This window comes from Ktedonosporobacter rubrisoli (assembly GCF_004208415.1).
Classification (GTDB): Bacteria; Chloroflexota; Ktedonobacteria; order Ktedonobacterales; family Ktedonobacteraceae; genus Ktedonosporobacter; species Ktedonosporobacter rubrisoli.
In genome coordinates this window covers 3,076,543-3,093,718 of the sequence record NZ_CP035758.1, presented here as the reverse complement: position 1 = coordinate 3,093,718, position 17,176 = coordinate 3,076,543, and the positions used below count along the sequence as shown (strand labels likewise).

Below are 17,176 nucleotides of genomic sequence, written 5' to 3'. Positions count from 1 at the left end.
TTCTCTCTTATAACTGCTTTGTCTTGAGTCGAGCCACCACTTCACACAACGCATCTATCTCTTCTTCGCTATTGTAGTAATGCACTGACGCGCGTACCATGTTATCCAAACCACGCGCTGTCATATCCAATAACGTTGCCTCCTGCCTGGTAACCGTTACATTCATCTTGTGTTGTGCAAGGTGCTGCTTGATTTCTGCCGGTGACATTCCCGCCAGGGTGAAGGTGACAATGCCGCAGCGCACTCTACCCAGGTCATGTACAGTTACGCCAGCAATTTCGCTCAACTGAGAACGTAACCGTTCCGCAAGCAGCTGAACGCGTTGCCAGATAGCCTCTAAGCTCCATTGCATGGCATAATCAATAGCAACGCCGAGGCCGATTTTCCCGGCGTAGTTTATCTCCCAACTCTCGAAACGGCGCGCATCTTGGCGAAGTTGGTAGCGATCAGGGGCAAGCCAGCGAGCAGTATGGAGCTCGATAAAAGGGGGAGTGAGTTGTTCCAGCACGCTGCGCCTCACATAGAGAAAGCCTGTGCCTCGTGGCCCTCGCAGATACTTGCGTCCCGTGGTGGCGAGGAGATCACAGCCGATTGCCTGTACATCAACAGGCATCTGCCCCACAGCTTGACAGGCATCAACGAGGTAGAGGATGCCAGCTTCGCGTGCCACCTTTCCAATTGCCGCAACCTGATTGACCAGCCCGCCATTGGTCGGTACATAGGTAATAGCAATAAGCTTGACACGCTCATCCAGCATGTTCTTGAGTGCGTCTACTGAGGTTTGACCATACTCATCGTTGGGGATAGGGGCGATAGTAATCCCCATTCTTTTCATCAGGTGCAGAAAGGCAAGATAGTTACTTCCATATTCAGAGATAGAGGTAAGGATACGATCTCCGGGGCGCAAGGGGACAGAATAAAATAGCATATCCCAGGCACGCGTTGCATTCTCAGCGAACGCAATCTCATCACGAGAGCAATTAAGAAGTGCGGCAGCGGCATCATATACATGTTCAACCGCCCCTTCGGCCTGATTCGTTGCTTCATATCCTCCAAGTTGTGCCTCCAATTGCAGATGAGAAATAATCGCCTCAAGCACCGGCTGAGAAATCAAGGATGACCCTGCGTTGTTAAAATGCTTCACAAACTTGCAGCCAGGCGTTTCATATCGCGCACGCTGAAGGTCAAACTGCATATTGGCTCCTTTCTCTTTCTTTCTAAAGTATACCATATATTCTTGACAAAAATCGTTATTTCTGGTTAAGCTATAATTTACTACTTATAACTGTATTTTACCTTTATTGAAAGCTTGCTTTTCTTATTCGCTGATATGAGAAACTAGCATTGACTTATCAGAATATTTATTGTTTACTTATATGTAAAAGCAGAATAAGGCAAATAATATGCAGCGTGTGTCTAGGTATTCAAAAGAGCATATGTTCAGCGAATACGTGATCCGGCGTAGTTGCAGGAAAGGGACAGGTACTGATGCTGCGACGCGAGCGTTTTACGCTAGGGATTGAAGAGGAATTTCAGTTAGTCGATGCTCAGACCGGAGCGTTAACTCCAGCTCTCCCAGATCTTCTCGCCAAAGGAGTTGAGCCGTTTGGCCAACATATCAAGCCTGAAAATATGCAAGCGATGGTGGAGCTCGTTTCAGGCACGCTTCCAGACCTGGCCTCGGTTCGCGAGCATGCTTTTACTGGCCGCCGAGCCTTATCGCAGCTCGCAGCGCAAGCAGGACTGGCGTTGATCAGTGCGGGAACACATCCATATGCCAATTGGCGAGATCAGCCGATAACTGAGAGCGGATATCACGCTCAATTACTCGAAGAATATCAAGACGTCCTGCGGGCTGATCTTATTTTCGGTCTCCATATCCACGTGGGAATCGAGAATAAAGAGCTAGCAGTTTCTCTCATGAATCAGCTCCGCACCTGGTTACCACATTTATTGGCGCTCGCCGCCAACTCGCCTTTTTGGGTAGGCCATCTGACTGGCATCAAGGCCTACCGCGCTATCCAATGGAGACGTTTTCCCCGCAGTGGTATCCCTTACGCGTTCCATTCATACAGCGATTTTGAACACTATATACAAGAACTTATCTCTATGGGATGTATACACGATGGAAGAAGGCTTTCCTGGGACATGCGTATCCACCCCGACTTTGGTACGCTTGAGTGTCGCATCTGCGATATGCCTCTTACGCTGGATGATACGCTGGCCCTTACGGCTTTGTGGCAAGCGATCGTCGTAAAGCTGGCTCACCTTTATGAGCAGGGCAAAGCCGTTCCTATCTGGAAGAGCCGTCATATTGAGGAGAATAGATGGCGCGCCGCACGCTATGGACTTGATGCCGAGTTTGTGGATTTTAGCGCTCAGAAGCGTATGAGCATGCGGGAAGCGCTAAGCCAGTTGTTAGATTTTGTTGATGATGTGATAGATCAGTTGGGCAGCCATCGTGAAATGGAGCATATTCGCACTTTACTCAACGACCCCCGTGGAACAGGAGCTGACCGTCAGATAGCATGCTACAAAGAAAGTGGAGATATACAACAGGTGCTCCATTTCTTGATGCAGCAGTCGTTGCAGGGCCTCTAAATAGAAGTGAGATGAGCGCGTACCTACGCCGGGAAGGAGTACTTCTTCTATGCTGTTCTCCAATTTGCTTCAATCCTTGCCACAGCATCATCCAACCGAGACACAGGCAATGATCGCTGAACAAAGAGCAGCGGGGGTTGATGTGATAGATCTTTCCGCTGGCGATCCTGACCTGCCCGCACCTGAGCCGGTTATAGAACAGCTCTGCGCTGCTCTCCACGAGAGTGAGAACCATCGTTACCCAGAATACCGAGGTATGCACGCGCTTCACGAAGCAATCGCAGCGTGGTTTGAACGTCGTTTTGCAGTTCATCTTGAGACTGAGTGCGAAATTCTTCCTTTGCTCGGCTCAAAAGAGGGACTTGTGTATACCGCCCTCACCTTGCTCTCAGCCGGCTCTATTGCCCTCGTTCCCGATCCTGGCTACGCCGTCTACTCCACGGCCAGTATTATGGCGGGGGCATCCCTTTATTTCATGCAGCTTACTGAGGAAAATGCCTATTTCCCAGATCTGGAGGCCATCCCACCCGAAACGCTGAAGCACGCTCGGCTCCTCTGGCTCAATTATCCCCATAACCCGACAGGGGCATGCGCGTCGCGGGCATTCTTTGAAAAAGCCCTAGCCTTTGCTCGCCGTCATCAACTCGTGATCGTCAATGATATGGCATATGCCGAAGTCTATTATGAAAATAGCAGGCCTCTAAGCCTGTTACAGCTACCTGGAGCCCGGAAAGTTGCCGTAGAGCTGCATTCATTGAGTAAAGCTTATAATATGGCGGGGTTCCGTCTCGGCATGCTGGTAGGAAACCATGAACTGGTTGATGCGGTTGGTCGTCTCAAGCGAAATGTTGATTGTGGTATTTTTCGTCCGCTGCAGTATGCTGCCATCACAGCTCTCCATTTGCCATTGGACTGGGTGCAACAGCGCAATGCGCTCTATCAGCATCGCCGCGATCTCCTGGTTGAAGCCTGCAATGCACTCGGACTGGCGACGCAGCCGGCAAAGGCTGGTCTCTACGTGTGGGCTCGGATACCGCCTGGTTTTACGTCGCGGACATTTAGCAGATGGCTCCTGGAGCGCAGCGGAGTTTTTGTTACCCCTGGAAGCAATTTTGGACGAGGTGGCGAAGGATGGGTGCGTATCTCACTCACCGTGCCCGATGAACGGCTTATTGTAGCTCTGGAGCGTATTAAAGCGGCGATGCAACGAGGATAGCCGCCGTTGTGTAAGCGTGGGGCTCGCTGGCACTTGAGGAAAGGAGTGGTACAGGCCATGTGTGGTATTGTCGGCATCTGTTCACAGAAATTGTCACCTGAGGAGAAAAAGAGGCTTGTATCCCGAATGGCTGCGTCAATGGTACATCGCGGACCAGATGGCACCTCCGTCTATGCAGATGGAGATATCGGGCTAGCGGTGTCCAGGTTGGCAATCGTAGATAGAAATTATGAGGAGCAGATATTCTGGAACGAAAATAAGACTCTTGGCATTGTCTTTAATGGTGAGATATTTAATTATAGCGATATCCGCAGACAGCTCAGCAAGCACCATCATTTTGCCTCTAGAACAGATACCGAAGTTGCGCTCCACGCGTTTGAGGAATATGGCATCCCGGCCTTTGATAAATTTAGTGGGGATTATGCCTTTGCCTTGTGGGATCGTACGAAGCGGCAGGGAATGTTAGTTAGGGATCGCATAGGAGTGAAGCCTCTCTATTATGCCAAAGTCGAGCAGGGCTTTGTTTTTGCCTCTGAAATTAAGGCTTTGCTGCTCTGCTTTCCAGAACTGGCTCATCTTGACGAACAGTCACTTTACGATTACCTGAGCTATCGCTTCGTGCCAGGAGAAAAGACTATCTTTCGGGCAATTTATAGGCTCCGGCCTGGCACCTGGCTCACCTTTGCCCAGCATGGATGTACTGTTTCACAGCGTTATTGGAAGTTTTCGAGGAGCAACCTGTCCCCCAAAGATGAGGCTGAGCTCCTGAATATGGGAAGAGAGCTTATCGTACAAGCGGTACATACCCGCATTCCAAAGGAAGTTGACTATGGTGTATTGTTGAGCGGCGGCCTTGATTCGAGCCTGATTTCGGCGCTAGTAGCACAGAGCCAGCAACGCCCTCTTCACACCTTCTCCATTGTCTTCCTGGGAGATAAGCGCTTTGAAGCGCACTCAGAGCATCCCTACAGCCGCCTGGTGGCAAAGGCGCTCGGAACGCTTCACGCAGAGGTGCCTGTTACGCCAGAACAGTTTCGCGATGCTTGCCCTCGCACAATCATGCACATCGAAGAGCCGCTAGGCGATCCTCCCACCGCACTGTTAGGTATACTTTGTGCCTTTGCCCATAATTCAGCCACAGTGTTGCTCTCTGGCGAAGGTGCTGATGAGCTGTGTGCAGGATACCCTGTATATGCCCGTGGGAGGTCAGGCAAGCAGAACTATACAGGAATGGGCCATCTTCTTACTGACGCGGAAAAATGCAGCCTGCTCTCGGCAGAATTTCTTACCGCGCTTCAGCGTAAGGACTCCTCAACGCTAACCCTACCGCAAGCTGAGGAGGTGCAATCCTGGGATCTCCTGCATCAAATGCTCTCTATCGATTGCCAAAACTGGTTGGTTGATGATCTCTTGCTGAAAGCTGATAAGATGAGCATGATGTCATCCACAGAAATCAGAGTTCCCTATCTCGATCACCGCTTTGTAGAGTTTGCTTTCTCTCTGCCATCATCCCTAAAGATCAGGGGAAGTGAGAGCAAATATATCCTGCGTAAAATCGCCGAGCCATATCTTCCCGCAAGCATTATTCAGCAGCAGAAGCGAGGCTTCCCATTACCGCTCGGGGCCTGGCTAAAGGGTCCACTACGCGCCTGGGCCAAGGAACTACTTCTTTCAGGGTTGCTAAAGCGAGGATATTTTCATGTTCCCTCTTTTCAGAAACTTGTGGATACGTATTTTAAGGATGATGCCGATGAGTATCTTCCTAACCATATTATCTGGTCAATGCTCGTTCTTGAGCTATTTCATCAGATATTTCTTGAGAAATATGGAAGGCCCTCTCCTCCTTAATACAAGAAAGATTCTATGATCTCTGCACATTTTGGCGAATCGTGACATTGTTGGAAGTGCAGGCGCATTTTCTCAACGTTGGCCCGATAGGCAGGATTCCCAAGCACCAGATCGACCTTACGCGCAATCTCAGCACTGCTATCTCTGCGCATATCTCCTCGTAATCCCAGGCCGTGATAGACGACACGCGCAGAATTTCCTGGCTGGTCCGCCTGCCTGGGATAGATGAGCAGAGGAACGCCAAAAAGGATACACTCCTTCACAGAGTTTGATCCGCCGTGACTGATCATAAGATGGGCCTTTTGAAGTACTTGTAGCTGTGGTACAAATGGACAAATGTAGACATTTTCAGGGAGCGAGCCGAGATCCTTAATACTGCTTGAGAGAAGAAGCGTAGCGTCAACTTTTGTACGAAAGGCCTCGATGACACGCCGCAGGAACTCCTCTTCCAGGCCTCCTTTCCAGGGCGGCAGCGTCCCTATCGAGCAGTAAACAAACTTTTCACGTAACCTGAGGGTATCCCAAGGAAACGCTGCCTCTTTCCTCTTGAGATGAACACAAGGGCCAAGGTAGTAGACATTTGCTCTTAGTTTCTTTCGGCGAGGAAAGTCAAATTGCTCGCTGGTTAAGACAAGCTCAGGAATGCTCTTCAACGAGAAATCCAGTGAGGCAGCACGCGGGGCCAGCTCTTTTTTTAAGGGAAAGCCGTTTGCAGCAGCAAGGCGTTGGGCGAGATCATAAGGAGATGTGCCGATGATCAAAGTGCGCAGGAGCATTTGTAGCCTATACATGACGTAAGCAATATGGCAGCGCAGCCAGGCCAGCTTGATACGAAGCAAGGATATGTGTGAGGAGTTGGGTACCAGCAAAGAGGTATATGGTGGAACCCATGGGTCCTGGTCCAGCAAAGGTTTCGTGCTGAGTCTCACGATAGGGACATGATAGCGATAAAATGCTATAGCATCTATAAGATAAAATGGGTCGAAGATCAAGAGGTCCGGCCTGAGGCGCTTCATGATATCATCAGTGATCGAAGCTATGTTTTGTAGATCTTCTCTGATCCTGGCTGCATCCCTTCGGAGATCACGATAGTGAGCGAAAGCTTCCTTCCACCTTTGCCAGAGAGAACCATGTCCCGTGCGGTTAAGACGCGGCATCCTACTCATGCGCATCAGACCATGTAGAAAAGAGACTTCTTCGAAGGCGAAACCTTGGGGAAGAATGCTTTGTCCCACCTTTGCAGTCCCCAGATAACATATAGAGTGTCCACGCTTACGTAAATCATCTGCAAGTTTCATGGTTGCATGAATATGTCCAGTGAACTCATCGATGAAAAAGACTATGTTCGCCATCGTTTCCTCCCTGGATCTTATGGAACGAGAAACTACTCCTTATTCATCTCTTCCAATTTCTGCACTCCTGCAGGCGTTTGCACAAAAACCGTAAATTGGCAAGCTGCATCAATGTCCTGTTTTACAGCTTCAATCGTATCGGTAATTCCCAGATCGATGCAACTCAAATAAAGGCCATTATTTGCTTGCAGGGCAACCGTAGATCCAGCGAGTACGGTGAGGATAAAGCGGCAGGAGTCATCAATTGTCTGCTTATTCGCCTCTACAGATTCGACATCTTGCCGATTGACATGGCTTACATAGCAATGATTCTCAGCCTGGAGCACAATGCGATTGTGGTCAAGCGCAGCAATCGTAAAAAGACAGGAGTCATCGACAGCTCTTTTCACAGCTTCGATCGGAAGAGCAAAGCCCCTATAAACACAACTCAAATAGCACCCATTATTGGCCATGCAGGCGATTTTCATGCCGTTAAGAAGAGCCATCTTCCCAACTCGTTCAGACATGTATAACCAGTCCTTTCTTGTTGCTTTCTGTGTCCTGGATCACGAATCCTCCCTAGAGAAAGCTATGAGTTCCATCTATGGTTTTGCTCTTTTCCACCGAAAATATTATACAATAGAATCATAATAATGCACAATAAGCCATAAAGTAACTACCTGCTTTTTCTGTAAAAATAACATAAGACGAAGAGATGTAATTCTTGGCTCTTTCGGTGTTCACGGTTTTCTCGCACATCGCCCTCTCTGCTCCTTATGAGTAGACACTACTGATCGGGTGGAAAAAGCACTTGATGCCTCGCGGCTTTCGTATTAAAGGTGTGTCCTTCAAAAGCAGTGATGCCTTCACTCTCCAGGAGTGGGCCGACCAGCTCGACCGTATGCGAGCCTCGCCGCAGAAGCGTTTCGGTCTTTGCTTTGGACTTCCCACCGCTGAGTTGGTGTAAAGTGGACAAAGAGACGCTAAAAACGACCCGCGAAATGCGCGCCCAATGAATAGCGCCTGCACACATGACACAGGGTTCGGTACTCGTGTAGAGCGTATACCCGTGCAGGTGGAAGCGATGGGAGGTGCGACAATACTCACTGATTGCGCAGAGCTCGGCATGGGCGGTGGGATCAGAATAATCCACACTGTGATCCTCGGTCTGGTAGACCAGATGGCCGTTGACAACCAAGAGCGCTCCAAAGGGATCTGCTCCGCGTTGGCCAGCGTTCCGTGCCAGGGCAATAGCCTGGCGTAAAAAGGGCTCATCTGTTTCTTGCATGCAAACGCTCTCCTTTCGTGTAAAGCAAACCACTCAGAGAGAAGCAGGATGACCTCGATTCTGCCTCAGGGGCAGCGATTAGTGGGGAAGCACTACAAGAAAGTATACTTAAAATGGATCGGCTTTTTCCAGCCATCAAAGTGGCAAGTTCCATCCTTCAGTGCAAAATTGGATCTTGTTCACTTTCGATAGAGGTCGCTTGCTCCCATTATGCGCAATGAGATCAGCGGAGAGATGAACAGCGTATGAGCAACCAGAACCGGCAAATTTGGCGCAGAATATTCGACACAAACCCGGCCCGGAAGAACTCTCGCTAAGACTTGGCCTGAACAGGATCGATCTTGACATTTTCTTGAATTTCCTGTGCTAGAATGTCCCCCAAAATGGAAATTATCGTACACCAGCATTCTGCTGCAATTTCTCTCTCGGACGCTGAAAGGAGAGGATATGCCCCTAAAATATGCTTGTTTGCTCATATTCTTGCTGCTGGCTGGCTGCGGCACACCAGGCCCGGTGGCATCGTCAACATCTGGTACGCTCACGCCAACCCTACCAGCCAGGAACGTCACCTGGATGATCAACGCAACAGCCCTGAACCGCCTGCAAAGCCCGAGCAGCGGATGGTCTCAAGCCGATAGCATGCGATTTTTTGACAATGCTCACACCTATGTCATTGGTCAAGGACCTGCTAACTGGCAGAGCGTCTCTACGCGCAGCTTTACCAGTTATATGGCTTTACAAGCCGCCTTCGCCGCACACTCCATCCCTTCCTCTGTGCAGGCCATTGTGTATGATAATGAAGCCTGGCAATTTACCCCTGTAGAAGAACAGCAACACTTCGCGCTCTTTGTGCAAAAGGTCGCAGATCTCGTACACAGCCATCATATGCTGCTGATCGCTACGCCGGCAACAGATCTGACAAGAGTGCTCGATCCTGGCGGGAAAGGGAGTACGTACAGCCGTTTTGTGTCCCTCAACATCATCAAAGCAGCCGCACAGTATGCAGATGCCGTCGAAATCCAGGCTCAGGGTGCGGAGGCGGACCTCTCGGCCTACACGCACTTTGTAAGTGTTGCGACGACGCAAGCGAAAACTGCCAACTCACGAATCGTTGTCCTTGCCGGGCTCAGCACAAACCCCAATGGGCAAAGGATCAGTGCGCAGCAGCTCTACGCGGCTTTTCAGGCAACATCCAGCGTCGTGAGCGGCTACTGGCTCAATATTCCAGGCAATCAGGGCGGATATTGCCCCACCTGCGGAACACCTCAGCCACAGGTAGCTATTGATTTTTTGCGGATGCTCCAGTGATCCTCATCTTACCGCAGGAGCATCAAGAGTGTCGGAAATTATCAAAAACGCTTCATCGTCAGTGCCTCCCGAGGCAGTTTCCCTACCCAAGCAATCGCATGCTGCAGGCACGCGGCATTTGCTTGGCAAGGTTTCATCGGCCTTCAAGAACCGCAAGGTCTACCTGGCGCAGGCGTGCAGGACCGGCAATCACCTTGAGCGCCGTAATCTTACCACCCCTGATCAAGAGCTCGCCGACAGCGAGCAGCCGCCCCTGCGGAGCCACGACGATTCCCACAGAGCCGTTCACCAGCGCTGCCCGACAAGCCTGCAACATCTGAGCACGTTCCACAAGCTGTTGGGCGAGCACTGCCGCACCGTGGATCTCCCCTGGTATGCCCGCCGGCACATCCGGAGAATCGAAGCGGAGCACCACCTCTGGATCGAGCACGCTGAGCAGCGCCTCGAAGTTCCCTTCGCGTGCTGCGGCGAGAAAGGCTTCCACCACTTCACGGCTGGCGGCCTGCTCCGCTTCCTGCCTATGTGCTCTTCCACGCACACGGCGACGCGCTCGACTGGCGAGCTGCCTTGTCGCGGCCTCCGAGCGCTGCACAATAGGAGCAATCTCGTCGAAGGGCACGGCGAAGATATCGTGGAGGACGAAGGCGAGCCGCTCGGCGGGCGCAAGCATGTCCAGCACTACTAGAAGCGCCAGGCCCACCGCATCTGCAAGTTCCATCTCTTTCTCCGGGTCGATCTCTCCTCCTTCGCCCGCCGCAGCTTCAGGTACCGACGCTTCTAGAGACTCCTCGCGTCGCGACTTGCGCGCATGCAGCACATTGAGGCACACGCGCGCTACCGCTGTGGTCAGCCACCCACCCAGGTTCAAGATGGTACTCGCGTCGCAACGGCTAAGATGGAGCCAGACCTCCTGCACGGCATCCTCCGCCTCGGCAAGCGAACCGAGCATTCGATAGGCCATCGCCTGCAAGCGGGGACGCTCTGCCTCAAATTGTTGTGCCAAAGTGGCGTGTGTATCCATCGGTCACATTTCCTCATTTCGTTTTGTCATAGGAATGACAAAGGATACCACACGAATGTGACAAGGCGGCACACTCCCGCCTTTCCCGTCGTCTGAGCGTCCCTGTCAACTCTCGTTTAGAGTATCGACCAACACTGCGGTAAGCGCAATAGATGAACGCCTTGCAAGCAAAGATAGTCTGACAGAGGCACACTATAATTGTAGGTGAGATTTGGGCCATGAGAGAGTCGCGTGGAAAGCTCGATTCGCTGCCCATTCCGATCTCACCAGTACACCTTTGAAAGAGAGGAAGAACAAAAGATGCAGAAAGACATTCCTGAATTGAACTGGCAGAACTGGATGCAGCGCTGGGACCATCAACAAAACTATTATCTCCCCGAGCGCGAAGGACGCTTCGCCGCTATGCTCGATGTATTAGAAGCCTTACTTCCAGAATCCTTTGTCGCACTTGATCTGGCCTGCGGTCCTGGCTCAATTAGCCAGCGTCTCTTATCCCGTTTTCAACAAGCCAGTTGCATCGCTGTAGATATAGATCCCATCCTGCTTTTGCTGGGACAACAAACGCTGGGAACCATGCAAGGGCGTTTGCGCTGGGTGGATGCGGATATCAGCCAGCCTTCATGGATCACTCAGCTTGGCGAGGAGCACGTGGACGCGATATTGAGCACGACAGCCTTGCACTGGCTGCCTGCTTCGACGCTGATGGATCTCTATCGTCAGTTGGGAACCCTCCTTCGCCCTGGTGGGATCTTCCTCAACGGCGATCACTTTGGATTTGCTCCCCATATGCCGAGCTTTACCAGGGTTTGCGAGCACGAACAGGAGCATTGGAGTGAGGAGGCAAACAAAGCGGGCAACGAAAATTGGGAGATGTGGTGGGAGGCCCTGAGGCGTGAACCAGGGATGGAAGCGCTCTTCGCAGAACGCGAGCGCCGCTTCAGCGGCAAAACAAAGCCCCCTGAGGCCCTGGTAGATGTCCACCTGGCTGCGTTACGTGATGCAGGATTTCACGAAGTTGGGGTCATCTGGCAGCGCCTTGATAACCGCGTGGTGATGGCCGTGCGCTAGCCGCATGGGTTCAGAAGCGGCGACAACTACAAATCGGCCCGCGCGTGTCGAGGCTTGAAACACCTCATTTTACAAGTAGTGAGAAAAAGGAGTCCCTCTATGTCAATTTTTATACGCATTCTTATGCGGGCAGGGCAACTTGCCGGCGTAGGAGCACTTATTCTTGGCCTGCTGCACTGGTTTTTCCATATTAGCTTTATCGAGATTCATATGCTTTTTGGTTTTTTAGTCGCTCTCGCACTTCTGGTCGCAGGTATTGTTGCCATATTCACCAGGGGACTCAGAGTTCTGGGGATCGTAGCTATTGTCATGACCATCATTGTTCCAGTGTTTGGGAGAACCCAGATGCTGATCCTCACAGGGGATTTCCACTGGCTGATCCGGGTGGCTCATCTGCTTATTGGAGCAGCTGCTGTTATCCTGATCGAAAGAATTTGTGGACAATATATAGAGAGCACACAGAAGCTAGTTGCCGGCAAAGAAGTGATCCAGGTATCTTAAGGATGTCAACTTGTGTTTACGACGATAGGTCTGCTCATAAGATCCAAGAGGAAAGAGATAATGAAAGCTTAAGGTTTGTCCCGAGACAGGCCAATGGCGATTGAAGGAATGCTTTTGCCTCAGTAAGACTATCGGCTGTGGGGAACTCAGTGAAATTGGGCATATGATGGGCCAGCGTATTAAACCTTTAGGCGTTCAGGTTTGGATGCGCTGACCCATATCTGGCCAGCAGGACAAATGGCAGATGGCCTGCTGGTCATAGTTTTGAGATATCGTGTTCCCGAAACCCATCATTGTCTTCCCAGGATTAGAGACAGGAGGAAGATAAAGAGGTGCTTATTTCCCTTAAAACTGGATTTATGCTGATTCTTTATCAGTGCTGTTGTAGCTCTCGCCACTCATGAGCCAATAAAGAATAGGTGGCCAGATCGATGAGCTGGCCATCGTGCATCCAGCTTTGCCGGCGAATCCCCTCAAATGTAAAGCCCAGCCGCTCGGCTACGGCGCGTGAGCGTATATTCCGCACATCTGCCTGCAGCCCGACCCGATTCAGCTTGAGAAATTCAAATGGATAGCGCAGCATAGATCTAAGCGCACGCGTCATTAAGCCTCGCCCCGCCACCTGTTGACCAAGCCAATAGCCAATCTCCGTTGAGTTGATGGCCTCATCCACGGGAAAGAAGAGGATACCACCGGCCATGCGCCCTTCGAGCCAGATGCCCACCCAGGGCAAGCCATTTTCATTGAAGCGTGTAAGCCCTCGCTTGATGAAGCCTTCGGCATCTTCCCGGGTCTGCATATCTTTCGCCCATCCCATCCATTTCCCCAGGTACTCTCGATTCTCTTTGACAAATTCAAGCAAAGCCGAAGCCTGGTGCAGCTCTAGAATTTGTAAAGCTGCTCCTTCTCCCAGATCATATGTAAACATGGAACTCCTTTCCCCAACAAATAAGAACTCAAAAACATAAAAGTTTATCAATATATCGCCAAAGAAATACAGCGGTTAGCAGATCTGTATTTCTCGCCGTTTGTTATTATCGCATAAGAAAAGAGCCTCTGAGAAAAGTTCCCAGCGGCTCTTGCGTTTGGCAACCTTCTACGAAACAGTGGCGTTCGCACAGGGCGAATCTGTTGAGATATAAATGTTACCCCAGTCATCGGGAGGCGTCAGTTGCAGGGAAGTGATCTTAAAACCCTGGACGCAGGGTTTGCGCAAACCATATTGCGACTTCTGCACTAACGATGTCCAGCCGACAGAGTTGACAACACCCTGTTCAATCTTATTGTATGTGGCCAGGCGAGCATCAGGGTCCTGCATCACATCGGCCTGTACCATCTGGTCTTGCAAGGCCTGCTCTGCCTGAGCATTGGGACCCTTATTCTGCCCAAACCCCATACTGTTGTCAGCTGCATCTTTGCCAAACTGAATAGTGAGCCAGTCCTGCGGATCGGGGTAATCAGCGCCCCAGTAGCCTGCATAGAATTGATATGGATTAGCGGAGACGCCATTTGTTGTATTGCTACTCATCGTATTAGCGTCAATATCGCTAAGCTTCACGTTTACGCCCAGCACTTGCTGCCACATCTGCTGTAATGCTGCCATCGTATCACGATAGGCTTGCACTCCGCTGCTGGCATAGGTTAACGTGATCGGGGGCAGTTGATTGATGCTACCATATCCACCTTCCTGGATACCTTGTTGGAGCAGTTGTTTGGCCTTGGCGGGATCGCCAGCCGTCCCTTTGACTCCTTCAGGCCCGGTTAGCCCTGCATCATAACCATACATCCCCTGGGGAACAATGTGGTTAGTAGCTACGTACGATCCTTTCCAGATATTTGAGGCAATCAAGTCCTTATTTATGGCAAGGGCAAAAGCCTGGCGAATGTGAAGATTATCGAAAGGCTTCTTGGTAAAGTTCATTGCCAGATATTCAATACTCAGATAGGGTACGCTCCAGAAGTCTTTACGCGTCTTGTCCTGATCATAGTTCGAAAGCGGAATGCCGGTATCATCGAGGCGATCGGTAAGATAATCCTTGCGTGTGGTATCAGCATTTTTATAGAGAGGGTAAACAAGCTCCTTCAGTTGGGGCTTAGGACCATAATAATTAGTATTGGGGACCAGCACAAGCTCTGTGTTATGGGTGTAGCGCTTCATCTTAAATGGCCCTGTGCTACCGCCCTCATCCATGTGATCGGTCCACCGCGAGCCATATTTGTCGATCAGGCTCTTCTCGACGGTGTACGCACAGGGATAAGTTAGCGTATCAAGGAAAAAGGCGATGGGCTTGCTCACGACGATTTTGAGTGTGTTATCGTCGGGGGTGAGCAGGCTATCTCCAATAATCGTCTTTATGGACCCTCCGTTTAGCTTATCACTATCCTTGATATACCCCATATAGTAGAGAGCTGTGGTAGACTTGGTGGCCGGCTGCAGCGCGCGATCAATGCTATACGCAATATCGTGCGAGGTAAGAGGGGTACCATCACTAAATTTCAAGTTGGGCTTGAGGTGAAATGTCCAGGTTAACCCATCAGAAGAGCGCTCCCACGATTGGGCCATTTGCCCATGCATCTGCAAGTTATCATCAAGGGCTACCAGACCGGTAAATATTGAACTAACGGCGGTAACCCCTGGTACATCATAGGCGAGCGCGGGATCGATAGTGCTAAAATCGGAAACACCTGCTCCTGCAGCATACACACTGACCAGAACTTGCTTGTTGTCAGGCGCCTTGGCATGTTGTGTAGTCTGTGAATTACTCGGATTGCCTCCGCAGGCAGTAATGAGCAGGGCGCTTAGCAAACAGACGGGTAGCAGGATCTTATGCAGAGATCTCATGCTGGAAAATATTCCTCCTTATTGCTATTGATATGCTCAATAATGAAATACTCCTATTCCTATTTTACACTCATCCTTCCTTATAATTACAAGAATGATTTGTTGTAATCTATATGAAGGTGATTCTTTTTCTATTTCTGCATGGGAGGCCCGCAGTTAATATACCCAAACACGATAAATGAGTCTGGTGCAGTAGACTACTAGAATCTCTTCATCTTGTAGTAGTATTACGTCTCTTGCTTGCTAAAACTCACATTTTTTCATGGGTGGTAAAAAAGTGCACGAATTGGGGCCTGTAGGCCATATTTGTAGCATATAATAGAGTATAGCAGAGCGTTCACAGTGGCTTACCAGGGCTTTTAGAGAACATGCAAGCACCCGCAAGCTTACACATTTTACGATGTTTGCTATACTCCAGGTGGTATCGCTCGTCAATGGAGTACGCAAGCAATCTCTCTAAAACGCTTGGCCGATAGTACGACTAAACAGTACTCACTTTGCACGATGGCTAGCAGCAAGCCATAAATTCATTCTCAGGAGAAAGATCGGATGATGTCAGAAAATAACTCTGGAGAAACTATGCAATTTACAACTAGCGATGAACGTATCAGCACTTTACTTAAGCGCGTCCAGGAGACTACAGACCTGCTAAAGCTGGAAGCCCTGGCATCCTGGGATCAGCATACCCAGATGCCTGAAAGAGCTGGCGAAGCGCGCATGCACCAGGTAGCAACCCTTGATGGAATCATCCACGAACGACAGTCGGACCCTGCGCTGGGCAAACTATTGCAAGAGCTAGAGGGCGTGGTTAGCCAAAGCCGCTTTACAGATGCCGACCGCAGTCTTGTGCGTCATGCACGCCGGAGCTATGATCAAGCAACCAAATTGCCTCCCGAATTAGTTGAAGAGAGGGCAAAAGTGGCTGTCGCTAGCCTGGAAAGCTGGGTTAAAGCCCGACAGAATAACGACTTTGCCAGCTTTGCCCCCTGGCTGCAGCGTACCGTACATCTACAGCGCGAAATTGCCGATCGGCTGGGTTATACCGAGACGCGCTTTGATGCATTGATCGATCTCCACGACCCCGGTCTGACAGCTAGCGAAGTTGAGGCTCTATTTGTACCAATACGCGACGTCAGTACCCGGCTACTTAAACGCATTCAGGCTAGCGGCAAAACCATCGATACTGCCTGCCTCTTCGGCAATTTTCCCATAAGCCAGCAAGAAGCCCTATGCAAGAAAATGGCCGCCAGCGTTGGCTATGACTTTACGCGTGGTATGATTGCTAGCTCGGCACATCCTTTTATGATCGACTTTGGCACGCCGCTGGACGTACGCTTCACGGTGCGCTACAGCGAGCAGTTTTTGCCGATGGCGCTTATGGCAGCTTTACACGAAGGCGGCCACGCCCTCTATGAGCAGGGAAGCGCGCCCTCTCTCTTACGCACACCGTTAGCCGGCGGAGCTTCATCTGGCATCCACGAATCGCAATCTCGCCTGTGGGAGAATGTCATCGGCCGCTCCGAGCCCTTCTGGCAGAAGAAATTTGCCCTGGTTCAGGAGGCTTTCCCCCAACACTTCGCGGAAGTTCCATTGCCCACATTCGTGCAAGCTCTCAACAAGGTCGAGCCCAGCTTGATTCGCGTTGAGGCTGATGAAGTCACCTACAACCTACATATCATGGTTCGTTTCGAGCTGGAGAAGGTCCTGGTCAATGGTGAAATCTCTGTAGAATCGCTGCCACGCCTCTGGAACGAAAAATACCGCGAATATCTGGGGATAGAGCCCGAGAATGATACTGTAGGTGTCTTACAGGATATGCACTGGTCCGATGGCTTTGGCGGCTTCCAGGGCTATACAATAGGTAATATCTGTGCAGCCCAGATCTTCAAAAAGCTCCAGAGCGAGTTCCCAGATCTGAAGGAACGGCTGGCCGGGGGCGACACTTCCTTTATCCTACAATGGCTCAGCGAGCATATGTATTCTATAGGTGCCACCTACCTGCCGCAGGATCTCATGGTTCGCCTGACGGGTGAGTCAATGAACCCAAATTATCTTCTGTCCTACCTGACAGGAAAATTCGAGAAAATCTACGACCTCTCACCTGAAAGCTAGCTCGGATTGAGCTATATTCGCCATTGAGCAGAGCACGACC

The 17,176-nt window shown here is 50.7% G+C and carries 14 protein-coding genes; 7 read left to right on the top strand and 7 right to left on the bottom strand.

Features of this window, described 5'->3' with window-relative positions; all coding sequences use genetic code 11:
* Positions 1-7: 7 nt before the first annotated feature.
* Positions 8-1,195: an aminotransferase class V-fold PLP-dependent enzyme gene (locus EPA93_RS13960; RefSeq protein WP_129888113.1), complete on the bottom strand. Its 1,188-nt coding sequence runs from the start codon at positions 1,193-1,195 to the stop codon at positions 8-10.
* 293 nt (positions 1,196-1,488) lie between these two features.
* On the opposite strand from EPA93_RS13960, the gene EPA93_RS13955 reads away from it, so the two are divergent.
* The 3 genes from EPA93_RS13955 to asnB are packed head-to-tail and all read left to right on the top strand — an operon-like array spanning position 1,489 to position 5,665.
* Positions 1,489-2,601 (top strand): carboxylate-amine ligase, encoded by a 1,113-nt coding sequence (locus tag EPA93_RS13955; RefSeq protein WP_129888112.1) that lies wholly within the window; start codon positions 1,489-1,491, stop codon positions 2,599-2,601.
* Between the two features lie 49 nt (positions 2,602-2,650).
* Positions 2,651-3,817, top strand: coding sequence for an aminotransferase class I/II-fold pyridoxal phosphate-dependent enzyme (locus EPA93_RS13950; protein WP_129888111.1), 1,167 nt, complete (start codon positions 2,651-2,653; stop codon positions 3,815-3,817).
* 57 nt (positions 3,818-3,874) lie between these two features.
* Positions 3,875-5,665, top strand: a complete 1,791-nt coding sequence (gene asnB, locus EPA93_RS13945; RefSeq protein ID WP_129888110.1) for an asparagine synthase (glutamine-hydrolyzing) — start codon at positions 3,875-3,877, stop codon at positions 5,663-5,665.
* On the opposite strand, the gene EPA93_RS13940 is transcribed toward asnB, so the two are convergent.
* The 3 genes from EPA93_RS13940 to EPA93_RS13930 form a co-directional block, all read right to left on the bottom strand.
* Positions 5,662-7,017, bottom strand: coding sequence for a nucleotide disphospho-sugar-binding domain-containing protein (locus EPA93_RS13940; RefSeq protein ID WP_129888109.1), 1,356 nt, complete (start codon positions 7,015-7,017; stop codon positions 5,662-5,664). The two genes, asnB and EPA93_RS13940, sit on opposite strands and share 4 nt — an antisense overlap.
* 32 nt (positions 7,018-7,049) lie before the next feature.
* On the bottom strand, positions 7,050-7,523 hold the full coding sequence (locus EPA93_RS13935) for a fascin domain-containing protein (RefSeq protein WP_129888108.1): 474 nt from the start codon (positions 7,521-7,523) through the stop codon (positions 7,050-7,052).
* Positions 7,524-7,783: 260 nt separating this feature from the next.
* Positions 7,784-8,284 carry a nucleoside deaminase gene (locus tag EPA93_RS13930; RefSeq protein WP_129888107.1) on the bottom strand — a complete coding sequence of 167 codons (501 nt, stop codon included), beginning with the start codon at positions 8,282-8,284 and terminating at the stop codon, positions 7,784-7,786.
* Positions 8,285-8,731: 447 nt separating this feature from the next.
* Between EPA93_RS13930 and EPA93_RS13925 the strand changes: the two genes are divergently transcribed.
* Positions 8,732-9,592 carry a hypothetical protein gene (locus EPA93_RS13925; RefSeq protein WP_129888106.1) on the top strand — a complete coding sequence of 287 codons (861 nt, stop codon included), beginning with the start codon at positions 8,732-8,734 and terminating at the stop codon, positions 9,590-9,592.
* 133 nt (positions 9,593-9,725) lie between these two features.
* Here EPA93_RS13925 and EPA93_RS13920 read toward each other — a convergent pair whose 3' ends face one another.
* Positions 9,726-10,613 carry a sigma factor gene (locus tag EPA93_RS13920; protein WP_129888105.1) on the bottom strand — a complete coding sequence of 296 codons (888 nt, stop codon included), beginning with the start codon at positions 10,611-10,613 and terminating at the stop codon, positions 9,726-9,728.
* A gap of 300 nt (positions 10,614-10,913) precedes the next feature.
* Between EPA93_RS13920 and EPA93_RS13915 the strand changes: the two genes are divergently transcribed.
* Together EPA93_RS13915 and EPA93_RS13910 are read left to right on the top strand one after the other, a co-directional pair.
* The gene (locus tag EPA93_RS13915; protein ID WP_129888104.1) at positions 10,914-11,681 is read left to right on the top strand and encodes a class I SAM-dependent methyltransferase; all 768 of its coding nucleotides are present in this window, start codon (positions 10,914-10,916) and stop codon (positions 11,679-11,681) included.
* 99 nt (positions 11,682-11,780) lie between these two features.
* A complete protein-coding gene (locus EPA93_RS13910; protein WP_129888103.1) occupies positions 11,781-12,182 on the top strand; it encodes a hypothetical protein in 402 nt (133 codons plus the stop codon).
* Between the two features lie 373 nt (positions 12,183-12,555).
* Here EPA93_RS13910 and EPA93_RS13905 read toward each other — a convergent pair whose 3' ends face one another.
* Both EPA93_RS13905 and EPA93_RS13900 read right to left on the bottom strand, forming a co-directional pair.
* Positions 12,556-13,110, bottom strand: coding sequence for a GNAT family N-acetyltransferase (locus EPA93_RS13905; RefSeq protein ID WP_129888102.1), 555 nt, complete (start codon positions 13,108-13,110; stop codon positions 12,556-12,558).
* A gap of 168 nt (positions 13,111-13,278) precedes the next feature.
* Positions 13,279-15,024, bottom strand: a complete 1,746-nt coding sequence (locus tag EPA93_RS13900; protein WP_129888101.1) for a peptide ABC transporter substrate-binding protein — start codon at positions 15,022-15,024, stop codon at positions 13,279-13,281.
* 579 nt (positions 15,025-15,603) lie between these two features.
* Between EPA93_RS13900 and EPA93_RS13895 the strand changes: the two genes are divergently transcribed.
* Entirely contained in the window at positions 15,604-17,136 is a 1,533-nt protein-coding gene (locus EPA93_RS13895) for a carboxypeptidase M32 (RefSeq protein ID WP_165423087.1), read from the top strand.
* Positions 17,137-17,176 lie beyond the last annotated feature (40 nt).